We start from the raw sequence: 15,357 nt of genomic DNA on the forward strand, positions 1-15,357 counted from the left end.
ACAAAATCTGACCGCTCTTTGATGTGAAAAAGGTCTTTTGAAATGTCAAAAGGCCTTTTATTTTCTCTAAAATGTATTGAATCCTCTCTTAATTAACTCGATACCGTTTTGAATAGTGAAGAGTTGCACTTTACACTTAAAGCATGTAAACTCATCTATTAAGATCAATATGGAAAGAAAAGTATTAGCAGAATTTCCATTTTATTTAGCATTCTCAAATTTACAGTAAGGAAGAGATCACATGCCGAAGATGAAAATTTCTACACTGATGTTTTATAACACTATTTTAACTAGTGTTATGTTGTCTTCTTGCAGTCAACACGCCCAAACCCACTCAGCAGTAGAAAATACAGCGAACAATTATGCTCAAAAAGCGGCTACGTACTGGACTGAGCAGCCATTTTGCAGCGGGCGTTACCAAATTAACTTACCATCTAACCGTATCAGTGAGACTGGTTGGCTTAAATACAATGGTTGGCAGATAATTGTGCGACCAGATTATTGGAATCTGGAAGTAGAATCCGTATTAGAGGTTAAAGAAAAAGGATATAACGGAAGCGAGAGTTTTATAGAAAACCGCATAATTATTCCTAATAAAGCGATAGCGATGGTCACACAGGCTCCTGGTTCATGGGAACACTCGGTGTCAAAGCACCTAAAAGGCATGATCTATTATGTCAATTTCTATTTCAAGTTAGGCAAGAATTATGCCTATTCCATTCAAACCCTTTCAAGCATTATGCCTGTTAACGGCAAAGCGCCACCAAACCTGAAACAGCTGGAAAAAAGTAAAGTTGACGAAGCTATTGGGCATATACGGAATGATTTTTTCGACAAGCTGAGAGATCGTAAAGATACTGAAATGCCACAGCAACAAGGTGTCTGTTTAACAGAGGGATTTATTGCCGATAAGGGAAATGAGCCGTTTTTTGGCAGTGCGGGCATTAAAATCAAAGACTATAAAGACGTTTATGCCGAGCTAACGACAGGTGGATCTTTGGAGGAAGGTGATAAATCACTATTAGAACGAGATCTTTTCGCTAAAGATAGTGCTTTGGATAAACTCCTCTCGTGGGCGAAATACAGCACCATACGCAAAGGAAAGCGCAACATCAATGGCATGACCGGTAGTGAAAAACTGGTTAAGTGGCAGGGAAATCGATATCTATTTATCTGGGAAAAAGATGATGGCAGTGTGAGATTTAAGATGACGTTCGGTGCCAATGAGAAAAATACTAAGGGTTCGCCACTCAGTGAGCAAGAAGCTTTAACCGCTTGGGATGCAATATTACCGACATTGAAAACACGACTTTAAATAAGGGACTACTGCAGTTAAATTGAAGTAAAAATAAACGCGGTCGAGTTTTTAAGATGATTTGCAAAACACTTAAAAATTTGACCGCTCTTTATAGTAAAAATCCCCTACTGCTCTGCTCTAGGGGATTTTTGCTTTAAATATATGTTGTTTATTTCAAACCTTTTTTAACCAAATCTTCATAACCGCCGTGGTTGGTTACATTGGTATAGCCGGCATTTTTCAACTCAGTGAGTGCGGCTTCCGCACGGCGACCGCTACGACAATAAAGATTGATTGGTGCATCTTTATCTGAGCCAATCGCTTTAACGCCTTCAACGATTTTATCGTGTGGAATATTCACCGCATCTTGTAAATGACCTGCGTTAAATTCCTCGGCTGAACGTACATCAATCCAAACGCCTTTTGCTTTTTCCGGTTGTACTGCACTTTGTTCTGTTTGTGGCGCAGTATTCGCAGAAGCAAAAAAAGGTACGGCAATCGCTGCCGCAGAAAGTACTATTGTGAGTAATTTTTTCATCATTCAATCTCCAATTAAATAGAAATAATATATTTACCTAAATAAATTTAGGGGTTATGTAAAACTGATAGTCATCATACGCCTAAATATAAAGATAATAAACTGTGAATGAAGTAAATTTTAAGTAAAATTTTCGTAAAATTTAACCGCACTTTGTAATATTTACCTTATTTAACACATCAATCTCTCTAAACCTTATCATTCATTATTTCTGATTAGTAAAAGATGTTGTTCATAAAGTGGTATTTTTCACACAAAGATTTAACCGTACAATCTGCTCCATCAAATATTTAGGAGAAAATATTAGGAGAAAATAATGAAAAAAATGCCTGTATTGTTTGTTGGGCATGGTAGCCCGATGAATGCGTTAGATAAAGAAAATCCGTTCAACCAGAATTTCAGCCTAATTACGCAAAAGTTTGCCAAACCAAAAGCTATTTTGATGATTTCAGCGCATTGGTACAGCAGCCGTTTGCAGGTAACATCAGGTGAACACCCTGAAATGATTTACGATTTCTACGACTTCCCCGATGAACTCAACCAAGTGCAATATCCCGCGCCCGGTTCGCCAGAATTGGCGGAGCAAGTGCGGTCATTATTACAGTCGGAAAATGTGGAGCTGAACCCGACGCGTGGTTTTGATCATGGTGCTTGGGCGGTGTTGAAATATCTGTATCCTGATGCCGATATTCCCGCGGTGCAACTTAGCCTTAACCGTTTGCAATCGGCAGAATGGCATTTCAACTTGGCGAAAAAATTAGCTGCTTTGCGTGAACAAGGCGTGTTAATTATCGGCAGCGGCAATATTGTGCATAATCTGAGAGCGATAAGCTGGGAACATATCAATCAAATCGGCGCGGGGTATGACTGGGCGTTTGCTTTCCGTGAATCGATCAATCAAGCAATTGCGACACAAGATGATAAAACCTTGGTGCACTATGATCAGCTAGGTGAAAAGGTTGAGCTTTCTGTACCAACACCCGATCATTACTTGCCGTTGCTGTATATCATGGCATTACGTGAACTGCAAGACGACATTACGTTTTTCAACGATAATCTGATTGCCGGATCGCTCAGCATGACGTCGGTTTTAGTGGGATAAAAAGGAAAAAAATCACCGAGCCTACGTGTGAATTTGAAGCCTTACGCGCTTTTCAAAAAGCCCGTTACGAAGCAGGTTTGGATACGGTAAAATTAGATGTATTAGCAGAGGTTTTACAAAAAATAGGCTGCTTACAAGCGGTCAGATTTTGAAGACGATTTATAAAAACGCTTTGAAATCTGGCCGCACTTTGAAATGAAAAAGAGCGTCTAGGATATTAATTACTGTGACCGCCTTTCAAGAAATACCCTAGGAATATTATTTAATCAACTGATAAGTCTAAAACAAAAACATCTAGCCTTTTTTTCAATTCTTCAGACATGTGCTTTTGAAGATCAAAATATAGTTCTTTGGCATTATTTATTCCATGAGTTCTCCGATTAGCTACCTTTTCATTTGCACCAAACCATAATACTAAATAAATACCTTGTCCATCGGCATTTGGGTGAATAGTATATAAACGATCCAACTGCGAATCGAATGCAGAATAAAGTTTCAGATGCCATTGCCCTTTTACTTCAACAGGTAGAATTTTTGTTTTACCGTTAATCAGCTTAGAAAAAACAAGATCACATCGATTATTATCTTTCATATAGCCTTCACGCATAATATTAACTTGCTGATTTTCAAGCCGTAATCTCAAACGCTCTGCTATACGCTGTGTTGCTGTATTTTCATCAACTCGATTCTGGATATTTATTTCTCCATGATAAAAGATTGATTTTGTAGTAATATCATGTCCATCTAAATCTTTTTGATAATTTCGTAATTCTTCCAATATAACTGCGCGTAAATTTTCAACGCTAATTATTTCATTCCGCTCTAAAAAATTAGCCACTTGATCCGCTGTTGGCATTTGGAAATTTTGGACTGCTAATTTACATAAGTAATTAAATCGAATACTTTTTAAACTATTATAAAAATTTCTATATTGACTATTATTCAATAAGCGATCTAGAACAGGTATTGGATTATCTTGATAGCTATCTCCTAATTTATCAATTAGTTCACTTAAAAAACGATAAGCTTTTTCTGAATCTGGGCTATCCGAGCCATAATAGTTAGGTAAATACACTTCTTCCCATTTTTTAATAAAAGCATTCAGAATTAATTCAATTTTGACAGGCGAAAGCATTATCCATTTTGTATAATCACCAAAACTGCCAAAATGCTCTTCTAAAATAAAGATACTATTAACATCCTTAATTAACTCTTTCCAAAAAATCTCATAATTTTCATCTAATAGATAAAAAGCGTGAGCAAACCAAAAATTTCTTTTAAATTTAATATCTTCCTCTTCTAAGGTAGGATTTATATTGAGTAAGTTTTCACAGTATTGCTGCACGATCTCTTTAAGTTTTTCGCGATTACCAAACTGAATAGCTAACTTTAATAATTCCTTTTGTGCTGAAAAATTCATATCGGGAAAATGTTCCAACCACTCTAAAGGAAGAGTATTTTGCAAAAAGTTAAATGCTTCATCATCTGCTAGCCAATTTACTTGTGCACTTTTACACTCCAAGCAAGCCAATTGTGGCTCAATATACTCACGTAAAAATTTTTCTGCATCGGCTGGGTTAGAGAATAGACATCTATCCACTTCTTGTTTTAGTCGATCTCTATCATCAGAATTCACTCCTGGAAAATAAGCAGATAAATTAGTACGTAATGCAATTAATACCTCGACTGATACAGTATTTAATGTTCCATCCCGTTTTAAAATCTCTAAACAAGAGGCATATAGAATGAACTCAATATATAGAAATTGAGATTGGCATTGTGACTCTGCTAATTTAGATAAACTTGGGATATTCGGCTGTATATAATCTAAACAGTTATAGAGCGCATTCCTAACCAGTTGCTCATCTCCAAAATTTTCTACAATTTTATTAGGTTCGAGTAAAAGAATTTTAGAAAAATGTAAAAGAGAGTTCCAGTGTTTCCCGCTTTCTATTAATTGTCTATTTTTTTGAATATATTGAATATTTTTATAACGAATATTTCGTTGTTTCTTATTACGCTCTCTATGTCCTTTTTTTCTACTATCTCTATAAATATTACGTTTATAACTCTTTTTATCTTCTATATTATTTCTATACCAAACACGCAAAAACGCATTCTTTTCAAATGCTTGCATGCGCATGTGTTGACGCAACAGATTGGTTCCCTTGTGACCATAGAAATTATGTCTAGCCATAAAGCTCGACCATAATTCAACATTATCAGTATCAAAGGCTAAATCAATGATGCATTTGTAATCTTGCAATTGGAAATTTAAGCCGGAATGGCCTTTTTCAAATATATAAAATTTAGTTTCATGAATAGATTTATTATCAAATATGTTTTTAAATGAAATTCTAATAATATTTTGTCTTAAAAAATCATCTTCAGATAAAATCTTTACTGACAAACTTTCTTCTTTTGCTATCTTTCTTTGAAAATAAGTATTTTTTAGCCATCCCCAAATTTTTTCGGCATCCCAAGGTTCTTGGGATAGCTCAAAATAGCGATCTAATAGCATACTAATAATTTTACTGATGCCAACTCGGCATTGACAATTATACTTTCTTTGACAAGAGCAAGACAAATTAGCAGATAACTCATTTAACAATGGTATAACTAGAGCAAAACTCAGTTTTTGAATAAATCGCTTAATAAAGAAACGTTTACCAATAACGCTTTCAATACGATAATCCGTAGGATATAACTCGGAGCAAATTCTTAAAAATTTAATATAATCATCTATTTCAAATTCACCATTAGATTTGGTCATCATATCCGCTACGATAGCAAGTGAGGTATTATCTCTAGCTTCAATTAGATATTCCCAAATCTCTCGGTAATTAGAGTCTTTAATTTTTGCTAAACACTTTCCTGCCAATCTTCGGTTATATTCATATCTAGATTCAACGCTAATGTTGCAAACAATGCTTTTTAGTTCATTAGTTAGTTTTGAAACTATTGGAGAATCTATTAATAGTTCTAATAACAGTCCTTGTAAATCCCCATCAGAATTATCTGGAGATAACAAACTTTTCAGTTCATCGAGCAATTCATCTGTGAAAAATCCAGAGATACTGAAACTTCGCCATCTATCGCTACGGCGAAAATAAGGATTTTCTTGATTTAAAACTTTTAATTTGGATAGTAGTTTTTTCTTTGAGCAAGGTAATAATAAAGCTGGGTCTCCATTCGATAAAATAGCATAAGGATCTAAATCAATTAGCTCTTCCTGAATGCGTTGATTTTCTGATAATACAGTCATCCAAGCGAACAAACCGCGTAATTCATCACGTACAATATTATTCGGAGCAATAATAGATAAGATTTTGAGCAGTGATAATGGATTGTCTATTGAGGTCAATCTTTTAGCAAGATAATTACCAGCACAATATTCTGCAACAATCCTATGAACAGGCCTGTGTTGTTCTACTCCATCACTAGGAAGAAAAAATTGTGTAGATAAAATTTGATTAATATTTTTATCTGAATTTAAAGTAACAATATGCGGGTAGAAATGATTAGATGCAGAATCACTTAAACTCACACCTTCTGAACCTGATAGCATCAGCTTAGTAAAAACATCTTCTACTAATTCAATTTTTTTAGATGCTGGTAATATATTTCTATCATAAGAATAACCACTATTATTTTCTTTTGCTAATCCTTCAATAGCCAACTTAAAAGCAGAATGACGATTTTCAAAATATTGATTATTTTCCACATAAGATTTTGAAAATAATTTTAGAAATAAAGGATTAGACAATAGAGACGCTAACTCAATGTTAGTTGCATCCTCTAAAAATTTTTCTACATTTTGCTCTGGATAATAGTGTAAAAAGAGAATTTTTTGTTCTTGTTCATCAAATCGCTTCAAATAAACCAACAAAGGATCTTCACTAAAAATATTTCTACACTGTAGTGTATAACTTTCAGACCATTCACTAGAACGACTAGATAAAATAATCCTTTTTGCCAAAGTATTGCTGGCCATCATTAGTGCTTGTGTTACCGTTGATGGATCAATTTTTACTAACTCATCAAAACCATCAATAGCAAGCGAAGAACATTGCTGTGGATTCGAATGAATAAATATATTGGCAACACTTTTTCTGATACCTAATTGCTCTGACAAGCTATCCAATAAACAACTTTTACCAGCTCCTGGCTCAGCTAGAACAATAATCACTTTATTCTTAAATGAAAGCAATTCAGATTCATTAAATTCTTTGCCATCAGTACCATGTAGAACTCGAGGAAGATAAATTTCTTTAGACATAAGACATAAATAAATTGATATTTATATAAGATTTATTCTAGCACTTCTAATTATTTATATATGCAATATTTTTATAGTTTATACAAAAAAGACAATCTTTTCAGATTGTCTTTTTTATTCAATTATTTCTTCACAGGCTCTACCTCACCCACAGCTTTTTGAGATTTCTCATCCATTTCCACTTTAATGTTGTGGTCCACCACCACATTCATATTAATGGTGATGCCTTCCTTTGGTGTATCTAATTGAATGGTCGGTGTGCAAGCTGTAAGTGTAAACATTGCTGCAAAAATAAAAAAGTGCGGTTGAAATTTAAGGTGTTTTATCATTTGTCTTGTCTAATTGCTTATAAAGTTTATATTGCAGATTTTGTTCAAATTGCGAGCCATAGTCAATCATATTCCACAATTCAAACATATTTTCTTGGTGCGTATAATTTAACGTTATCGGATTATTGGTTCGCTTGGTTGGATTAAACCCGCTGATACTCGCACGCAACCTCATCTGCCCTTTAGGATCGAGCGTCACCGCCGCATGGGAATTTTGCAGTTCCATTTCTTTTAATAAATCCACCAAGATATTTTCTGTCCAACCACCTTTTTTCAACCCTTTCACCATTTCATCGGTTAATTTGATGGACACATTTCCCACTTGTTCCAATGTACCATTACAAATCAAACATTCCTTATGTCCAAGCCAAAATGGTAGGATCGCATTCGCGCGGCCGGTTAAGGTGACTTGATTATATTGTGCCAAGGCTAACACTTGGGCTAAATCAATATTGGTGAAAGAAAGCGTTGCCATTTTGCTTTGTGGGAAAGTGAGCTGAGGCACCGTCAACAAACCATCAAATAAGGAAAGTTTCACATTTCTCAAAGTAAGCGGATTTTTCATGGTGTTCGGATAACGTCCAAACAAATCCAATTCCCCATTTGCGACGGAAAGCGCACCATATCGAATATTTTGAGTCGAAATATGGATTGGTTTACTCGAAGCCACTTGCAATGCCTCGTTTTCATAATTCATCGGGAAGCGAATATTCAAGCCATACACTTCACCATCTGGCATGGTGATTTTGCCGTTTTTCAGGTTCAGCTCCCCCTTCATCTTCACGCCATTGCCATTGATTGCGAATTCACTTTGTCCTTTAATGCTGCCCTCATGAATTATCCAATTCCATTGTTGAGGGAAAAGTGATTGGAACACTTTTGCGGATTGTTCTTTCCAGCTGATTTTGCCTGAGAGTGCAGTATTCTGATACACGGCTGATACATCCAACGGCCCCAGTTCACCTGCTTTTAAATCCCCTGCTAGATTGAAATGATTGATGCTTTTTCCTTCAATACCTAAACCGAAAATCGGCGAAACAAAACGACCGCCATAAGCCAATTCAACCCAATCCGTTTTTGCTTGTAACAAACCACGAATATGCTCTTTTTCATAATTCCAGCGGAGTCTGTCTTTGAGTTCCAACGAAAGCGGTGCCATTTTCACCTCTTTCATTTTCACTTCGTTAGTACGTGCAGAAAGCTGATTTAATTCAATATGATCCGCTTCCCAAAAGCCTTTTCCTTCCATTTTGACTGGCGTATTTAAGGATTTCCAGTTTGCACTACCATTGATTGTCCAATCCCAACGGTTTGTCGCTTGTTTTTCCACAGACTGCAACTTATGCTCTTCATCCCGCAAGTCAAACACGGTTTTAATACCGGCAATAAACTCGTGAGCGTTTCCGTCTAATTTTAAATTGAGATTTTCAAACTGCGGGGTTGTGCCATTCAACGTTGCCTGCAAACGCCCTTCTAAGCCATAACGACCAATAATAATGTCATCTAACGGTAAACGAACATGTAATTTGGTATCTGGTTGCACAGTATCCATTTTAAAGACCGACCCCGGGTAAAAATACACCACTGGATGTGTGAAGAGCCCGCCGAGATGATAGGTTAAATTGGTTTGTGCCACGGTAGCGTTATAACGTAAATCCCCGCGTGTTTTCAGCTCAAAATCCAATTCGTTATTGTCATCGCCACCGCCGATTTCACCATTTTTCCCTGAAATCACGATCTCCCCTTTGCCCATTTCGCCAAAGGTTTGCAAGATCACGTTCATATCAATGCTTAATGGCAACAAGCCTTCTGCCGCACGATGAATAGATAACCCAAGGAAGCCTTTAATCGGTTGATAGCTATCGAAGGTCCAATAAAATTTCCCCCATGAAATATCCAAACCGTCTTTGGTGAAGACGAAAGGCACATCCAACAACGGCGAATTTGCCGTTAAATCTTGAACATTTAACTGACCATCCGCACCTTGCCACGACACTTTTGCCTCGCCTTTTGTGACGGCTAGTTCTGGGTTATTCCAATTGAATAAAACATTTCCTTGTTGAGGCAGTTGAGAAAGATCGGGCTCAAAATTTGCAGTGAACTGAAGATCATAGGTTTTATCGCCTGATTGTTTGATATCGGTATTGCCCGTCCATTGGAAGATCCCATCTCGTGGCGTGACCGTGGATTGGTGATGTAGCTCAAGCCCATCATTATTCGCTTGAGCTTCAAGCGCTAATTGGTTGCCATTATAGTTTGCATCTAACGCCCAATCAGCCGATAAGAAAGGTTTTAAAGCCCCTTGTGTCAACGCTTCAGCATTCGTTAATTGAAAGTGTTTAACGTTAACGTGGGAAATAGGCAATGCTGCCCAAAGTGCGGTCAGATTTGGTGGTGTTTTTTCAGCATTATCGCTTGGTAAATGAGTTAAACAATCATAATCCAAGCTCGCCTTTTCAATATCAAGACTATGCGTATTCCACCAAGTGAGTTGCGTATTATCGAGGTTTACGAGGGTACATTGATCTGCTTTCACTTTTAACTCTGGCAATGTTAAACCTGTCGCTTTCCATTGCCAGTCATCCGCTAATTCAATGTGATAATGGGGAGCTAAAAAATGATTTGCAAGTTGTTCCACACGTTTCGGGGTCGCAAAAACGCGTAATAAGCCAATGCTTATTACGATCAATAGCAACAAAATAATCAAAACCCACAGGCAACGCTTTCGCATAGTTTCCCCAATTACGCGATTAATCAATAAATAGAGGCGTATTCTATCCTATCTCGCCCCAAATAGCTCAACCAACTTATCCCCAAAGAAATAAAACACTAATCCAAAGGCGACAATAATTAATCCGATGAATTTTGTGATGTTCACTTCTCGGATCGGCATTCCAATAAGACCAAAATGATCGATAGTAGCTGCAGTAATTAATTGTCCGACAATGATAAAAAATAACATCGCGGTAATGCCTAGCTTAGGTGCAAGTAAAACCGTTGTGAACACGACAACTGCACCGAGTACCCCACCGATTAATTTCCACCAAGGTTGTGAAGGGATAGCAGACAAATTTCCCCATAAATCGGTTTTCACCCAAGCAATAAAAAAGAGAACGATTGTTCCCACGGCAAAAGAAATAAAGGTCGCGATCACCGCTTCGCCACTCATGGCTTTCGCGAGTTGTGTATTAATTGCCGATTGCGTGGCGAGTGCGACACCTGCCGCTAAGGCGATAATGAGATAAACAAAAAACATCGAAACTCCCAACAGAAAATTTGACTTATTTTAACCTTTTCCTATTTATCTTGTCGCGAAATGCTTTCTATTCTGAAAAATAATCAAAAAATCTACCGCACTTTGCATTTCATTCATAAATACCTCAAAAGTTGTAAGTCATCTTACCTGTTTATTTGATCTCGATCACTATTTGACTATTCTTTATTTGACGGTAATCTTCAAATCCATACACTAAACTCCATTCGGAGCAATCGTTTGCGTAATGCGTATTGGAAGCAAAATAGACTGATTTTATCAACTCAATGGGAGGAATATCCATGACCCACATTATCGTTGCAACGCACGGTAAGTTTTCTGAAGAAATCGTCAATTCCGCCGCTATGGTGTATGGCGAAGATGAAAACTGCCATGTCGTGACTTTCTTACCGGGTGAAGGCGGTGAGCATTTAATCGAGAAATACAATGCGATTATTGCCACGCTGCCTGAAAATGAACCGGTGCTCTTTCTGGTCGATTTATTTGGTGGTAGCCCTTATAACGCGGCAAGCCGAGTCGCCAGTGAAAGAGATAATACCGATATCGTCACCGGCATTAATCTACCGATGTTGCTAGAAGTGCTTGATGCTAAAGATGGCGCCAGCTTAGATGAATTGGTAGAAACCGCGAAAGAAGTCGGGGTCGCTGCCGTAAAATCCTTCCGTCAACCTAAAGAAAGCAAGCCTGCTCCAACGCCAGCTGCTAAACCAGCTGAAGCACCAAAAACCGCTCCAAATCCGACCGCACTTTCTGGCAATATGAACATTTCCTTATTGCGTATTGATAGCCGTTTAATCCACGGTCAAGTGGCAACCTCTTGGGCGAAAGCAGTGAAATGTGAAGCGATTTTTGCGATAAATGATGATGTGGCGAATGATGCGCTTCGTCGTGATTTATTACTTCAAATCGCCCCTGAACATTTGAAAGCTTATGTGATTCCTGTGGAAAAAGCGATTAAGGTGTATCACAACCCGAAATATGCAGGTAAAAACATCCTTTGGTTGGTAACCAACCCAACAGACATCCTGCGTTTAATCGAGGGTGGCGTGAAAATTGATAAGGTCAATGTGGGCGGTATGACCTATCGCGAAGGCGATAAACTTATTTCTCAAGCCGTTGCCGTCAACCCAACAGATGTAGCGGCATTTAAACAGCTTTTAGATAAAGGCGTGGAATTAAGCTTACAACAAGTGGCGAGCAGCCCGAAATCAATGCTCACGCACAAAGAGCTTGATGCGATTCAATTTTAATTACGAGGACAATTCATTATGACAACAATGGAAATTATTTTAGTCACGCTCGTTGCCGCCATTTGCGGTATGGGGAGTGTATTGGACGAACGTCAAACCCATCGTCCTTTAGTTGCTTGTACCCTAATCGGCTTAGTATTAGGTGATTTAGAAACCGGTATTATTGTCGGTGGTACCCTTGAATTAGTGGCATTAGGCTGGATGAACGTGGGTGCAGCAATGGCACCAGATGCGGCATTAGCCAGTGTGATTGCGACTATCCTCGTCATCAAAGGCGGCCAAGATAAAGGTAGTGCATTAGCGATTGCAATTCCGGTAGCGGCAGCAGGTCAAGTATTAACCATCTTCGTTCGTACTTTAACTATCTTCCTTCAACACAAAGCCGATGATTTTGCCGCAAAAGCCAACTTCCGCGGTATTGAATTCTGTCACTTCAGCGGTCTTGCGTTACAAGCGTTACGTGTGGCGATTCCAACCTTCTTCGTTGCCTTAGTAGCAGGTACGGATACGGTGACTGAAGCATTGAACGCGATTCCTGAAGTGGTCACTCGCGGTTTACAAATCGCCGGTGGCTTTATCGTGGTCGTCGGTTATGCGATGGTAATCAATATGATGCGTGCAGGCGCGTTAATGCCATTCTTCTTCTTAGGCTTCGTGATCGCCTCTTTCACCAATTACAACCTTGTCGGTCTCGGTATTTTAGGCACATGCTTAGCGATGATTTATATTCAATTAAACCCACGTTTCCATCAATCTACTGCACCACAAGCAGTTGCAAAACGTGAATTAGCTGACGATGAACTTGAAGGACTATAAGGAAGAAATTATGACTGAACAAACTAAAAAATCATTAACAAAAGGCGATATTCGTAGCACTTACTGGCGTTCAACTTTCTTGCTAGGTTCCTTCAACTTTGAACGTATGCAAGCAATGGGTTTCTGTGTATCGATGATCCCAGCCATTAAACGTCTTTACAGCAAAAAAGAAGATCAAGCAGCGGCATTAAAACGCCACTTAGAATTCTTCAACACCCAACCTTGGGTAGCATCATCTATCATTGGTGTTACTGCGGCGATGGAACAAGAACGTGCGAACGGTAACGATATTGATGACTCAGCAATTAGCGGGGTGAAAGTCGGTTTAATGGGCCCATTAGCCGGTGTGGGTGACCCAATTTTCTGGGGAACATTACGTCCTGTATTGGCCGCACTTGGTGCAGGTTTAGCCATTACCGGTAGCCTTTTAGGGCCATTGCTTTTCTTCATCGGTATCAACCTTTGCCGCGGCTTAACCCGTTGGTATGGCTTTAAATATGGCTATGAAAAAGGCACCACCATCGTTAACGATATGGGCGGCGGTCGCTTACAAAAATTGACGCAGGGGGCGTCTATCCTCGGTCTCTTTGTCATGGGCTCACTGGTATCGAAATGGACAAGTATTAATATTCCATTAGAACTTTCCCGCTATAAAAACCAAATGGGCGAAGAAGTAGTGACCACCGTACAAAGCGTGTTAAACGATCTTCTCCCTGGCCTTGCGGCGTTAGGTTTAACTTTCTTATGTATGTATTTATTACGTAAAAAAATCAACGCCATGTACATCATCTTCGCCTTATTCGGCGTGGGTATTTTAGGCTATCATTTTGGTGTGTTAGCCTAATACATTATGATATTGCCTTCCCTCTTTCGCTTGAGGGAAGGCAAATTTTTTAGCATGAAATATAAATCCTATGAACTGGAAAGATCTCATCAAGCCACCACCAGCTGAAGGCTATATTAAAAATTCATCCAATTTAGTGACCGCACTTTTTGTTCTCGCGGGCATTCTTTATTACCCCACTAATGGCTATGGCGCCGTCATCGCTTTAATTGCCGCATTAATTGTATTAATCGGACAAAAAGTGCTAATTGCTCAAACCAATAAAGATTTCACCGAAATGCAGTTAGCCGAAAAGCAATTCCAAGAAACCCAAAACAGTGATTACCTTCGCTTTATTGAAGCTCGTGCCACCCAAATGTTGCGCGACAACAAAGTCCTTTCCGAAAAAGGCAAAAAAGAGTTGGAGAGATTACTGTCTATCGTCAAAACACATTTGGCATAGCGACGCCAAAATAATCATAACTTTTGGCTATATGAAATAAGCTTTTCTTCTTTTTCTTATTTAAGTTAGAAAGGTATTATCAAGCAGAAATTTATGATTTATCCCTTAGGAGTAGTTTATGTCTCAATTTAAAATTCACACCATTGAATCAGCACCTGAAGCAGCACAAGAAGCCTTAAAAGCCGTACAAAATGCCAATGGGTTTATTCCAAATTTAATTGGTGTTCTCGCAAATGCCCCTACTGCACTTGAAACTTATCGCACAGTGGGCGGCATTAATGGTCGTAACAGCCTAACTGCAACAGAACGCGAAGTGGTACAAATTACTGCTGCCGTAGTCAATGGCTGTGGTTTCTGTGTAGCAGGCCACACGAAGATCGCTTTAAAAGTGTTAAAACTTGAAGAAGAGCTTGTACATCAAATTCGTGCGACAGCTCGTATTGAAAGTGATAAAAAACTGGATACTTTAGCGCGTTTCACCCTTGCTGTTATTTTGCAAAAAGCAAAATTAACGGAAGCGCAGCTTAAAGCGTTCTTTGATGCTGGTTATACCCAAGAAAATGCCATTGATGTGATTTTAGGTGTCAGCCTCGCCACATTATGTAACTATGTGAACAACATCGCTGAAACCCCAATCAACCCTGAATTACAGGCATTTGCATAATCAAGCCAATATAAAAAGTGCGGTCAAAAATGACCGCACTTTTTTATTCCTTCACAAATTGTTTAATTTGATCTGAATTCAAATGACCTGGCTGCGCTTTGATAAGATTTAAATTCTTATCCAATAGCAAATTAAACGGATAGCCTAATACATTAGCACGTTTAATAATTTCCCCATTTTCATCCAATAATACCGTGATATTTTTATAGTCCAAGCCTTTATACCAATTGATAAATTTTTGGCTATTTTGTTCGTTCTTTTGTCCAGGTGAGGCAATCGTAATCACATTAAAATTAAGATTTTTTTCTGCACTAAGATCATCAATTTCCGCTAAGCCTGCTAAGCAAATTGAACACCAGGATGCCCACATTTTGATATAAAGCGGTTTGCCTTGATATTGTGATAAAGAGACGGTTTGATTATCCAATGTCTTCAAGGGGATATCCGCCAAAGACACCTTCTCTTGTGCAAAACTCAATGGACTCAAAAACAATAAAAGTGCGGTCAATATTTTTCTCATTT

General features: G+C 38.2%; 12 protein-coding genes and 1 pseudogene. 7 read left to right on the forward strand and 6 right to left on the reverse strand.

The genetic code is table 11. The features are described 5' to 3' along the window. Positions 1-241 precede the first annotated feature (241 nt). Positions 242-1,315, forward strand: coding sequence for a T6SS immunity protein Tli4 family protein (locus tag O3746_RS08040; RefSeq protein WP_371448537.1), 1,074 nt, complete (start codon positions 242-244; stop codon positions 1,313-1,315). Between the two features lie 151 nt (positions 1,316-1,466). Here the strand turns inward: O3746_RS08040 and O3746_RS08045 are convergent, their stop codons facing one another. Beyond that, on the reverse strand, positions 1,467-1,835 hold the full coding sequence (locus O3746_RS08045; protein WP_049369932.1) for a rhodanese-like domain-containing protein: 369 nt from the start codon (positions 1,833-1,835) through the stop codon (positions 1,467-1,469). 316 nt (positions 1,836-2,151) lie between these two features. On the opposite strand from O3746_RS08045, the gene ygiD reads away from it, so the two are divergent. After that, the gene (ygiD, locus tag O3746_RS08050) at positions 2,152-2,937 is read left to right on the forward strand and encodes a 4,5-DOPA dioxygenase extradiol (RefSeq protein WP_371448539.1); all 786 of its coding nucleotides are present in this window, start codon (positions 2,152-2,154) and stop codon (positions 2,935-2,937) included. A 262-nt stretch (positions 2,938-3,199) separates the two neighbouring features. Here the strand turns inward: ygiD and O3746_RS08055 are convergent, their stop codons facing one another. The 4 genes from O3746_RS08055 to O3746_RS08070 form a co-directional block, all read right to left on the reverse strand. Continuing rightward, on the reverse strand, positions 3,200-7,216 hold the full coding sequence (locus tag O3746_RS08055) for a hypothetical protein (protein ID WP_049369859.1): 4,017 nt from the start codon (positions 7,214-7,216) through the stop codon (positions 3,200-3,202). Positions 7,217-7,338: 122 nt separating this feature from the next. Then, positions 7,339-7,545 carry a YnbE family lipoprotein gene (locus tag O3746_RS08060; protein WP_049364050.1) on the reverse strand — a complete coding sequence of 69 codons (207 nt, stop codon included), beginning with the start codon at positions 7,543-7,545 and terminating at the stop codon, positions 7,339-7,341. Further along, entirely contained in the window at positions 7,529-10,276 is a 2,748-nt protein-coding gene (locus tag O3746_RS08065; protein ID WP_371448541.1) for a YdbH family protein, read from the reverse strand. The genes O3746_RS08060 and O3746_RS08065 overlap by 17 nt, the downstream gene beginning before the upstream one ends. A gap of 48 nt (positions 10,277-10,324) precedes the next feature. Beyond that, the gene (locus tag O3746_RS08070) at positions 10,325-10,801 is read right to left on the reverse strand and encodes a DMT family transporter (protein WP_290959798.1); all 477 of its coding nucleotides are present in this window, start codon (positions 10,799-10,801) and stop codon (positions 10,325-10,327) included. Positions 10,802-11,100: 299 nt separating this feature from the next. Here O3746_RS08070 and O3746_RS08075 point away from each other — a divergent pair, with 299 nt between their 5' ends. The 5 genes and pseudogenes from O3746_RS08075 (at position 11,101) to O3746_RS08095 (ending at position 14,835) form a co-directional block, all read left to right on the forward strand. After that, on the forward strand, positions 11,101-12,069 hold the full coding sequence (locus O3746_RS08075) for a mannose/fructose/sorbose PTS transporter subunit IIB (protein ID WP_290959795.1): 969 nt from the start codon (positions 11,101-11,103) through the stop codon (positions 12,067-12,069). Between the two features lie 18 nt (positions 12,070-12,087). Further along, on the forward strand, positions 12,088-12,885 hold the full coding sequence (locus O3746_RS08080) for a PTS mannose/fructose/sorbose transporter subunit IIC (protein ID WP_005695178.1): 798 nt from the start codon (positions 12,088-12,090) through the stop codon (positions 12,883-12,885). Positions 12,886-12,895: 10 nt separating this feature from the next. Beyond that, complete coding sequence (manZ, locus tag O3746_RS08085) at positions 12,896-13,729, forward strand: PTS mannose transporter subunit IID (RefSeq protein WP_014064279.1); 834 nt, start codon at positions 12,896-12,898, stop codon at positions 13,727-13,729. A 70-nt stretch (positions 13,730-13,799) separates the two neighbouring features. Then, positions 13,800-14,168: pseudogene (locus O3746_RS08090) on the forward strand (hypothetical protein); the annotation flags it as partial. Positions 14,169-14,289: 121 nt separating this feature from the next. After that, entirely contained in the window at positions 14,290-14,835 is a 546-nt protein-coding gene (locus O3746_RS08095) for a carboxymuconolactone decarboxylase family protein (protein WP_371448545.1), read from the forward strand. Between the two features lie 43 nt (positions 14,836-14,878). Here O3746_RS08095 and O3746_RS08100 read toward each other — a convergent pair whose 3' ends face one another. Then, positions 14,879-15,355 (reverse strand): redoxin family protein, encoded by a 477-nt coding sequence (locus O3746_RS08100; protein WP_371448547.1) that lies wholly within the window; start codon positions 15,353-15,355, stop codon positions 14,879-14,881. Between the last annotated feature and the right edge of the window lie 2 nt (positions 15,356-15,357).

Origin of the sequence: Haemophilus sp. 27098_8_127 (genome assembly GCF_041433495.1) — a bacterium.
Lineage (GTDB): Bacteria > Pseudomonadota > Gammaproteobacteria > Enterobacterales > Pasteurellaceae > Haemophilus_D.

Bases quoted from the DNA above. Each gene is read 5' to 3' on its own strand.
- O3746_RS08080 (WP_005695178.1), top strand. From the start codon at position 12,088: ATGACAACAATGGAAATTATTTTAGTCACGCTCGTTGCCGCCATTTGC.
- O3746_RS08055 (WP_049369859.1), bottom strand. From the start codon at position 7,216: ATGTCTAAAGAAATTTATCTTCCTCGAGTTCTACATGGTACTGATGGC.
- O3746_RS08070 (WP_290959798.1), bottom strand. From the start codon at position 10,801: ATGTTTTTTGTTTATCTCATTATCGCCTTAGCGGCAGGTGTCGCACTC.
- manZ (WP_014064279.1), top strand. From the start codon at position 12,896: ATGACTGAACAAACTAAAAAATCATTAACAAAAGGCGATATTCGTAGC.
- O3746_RS08045 (WP_049369932.1), bottom strand. From the start codon at position 1,835: ATGAAAAAATTACTCACAATAGTACTTTCTGCGGCAGCGATTGCCGTA.
- O3746_RS08040 (WP_371448537.1), top strand. From the start codon at position 242: ATGCCGAAGATGAAAATTTCTACACTGATGTTTTATAACACTATTTTA.
- ygiD (WP_371448539.1), top strand. From the start codon at position 2,152: ATGAAAAAAATGCCTGTATTGTTTGTTGGGCATGGTAGCCCGATGAAT.
- O3746_RS08060 (WP_049364050.1), bottom strand. From the start codon at position 7,545: ATGATAAAACACCTTAAATTTCAACCGCACTTTTTTATTTTTGCAGCA.
- O3746_RS08075 (WP_290959795.1), top strand. From the start codon at position 11,101: ATGACCCACATTATCGTTGCAACGCACGGTAAGTTTTCTGAAGAAATC.
- O3746_RS08095 (WP_371448545.1), top strand. From the start codon at position 14,290: ATGTCTCAATTTAAAATTCACACCATTGAATCAGCACCTGAAGCAGCA.
- O3746_RS08100 (WP_371448547.1), bottom strand. From the start codon at position 15,355: ATGAGAAAAATATTGACCGCACTTTTATTGTTTTTGAGTCCATTGAGT.
- O3746_RS08065 (WP_371448541.1), bottom strand. From the start codon at position 10,276: ATGCGAAAGCGTTGCCTGTGGGTTTTGATTATTTTGTTGCTATTGATC.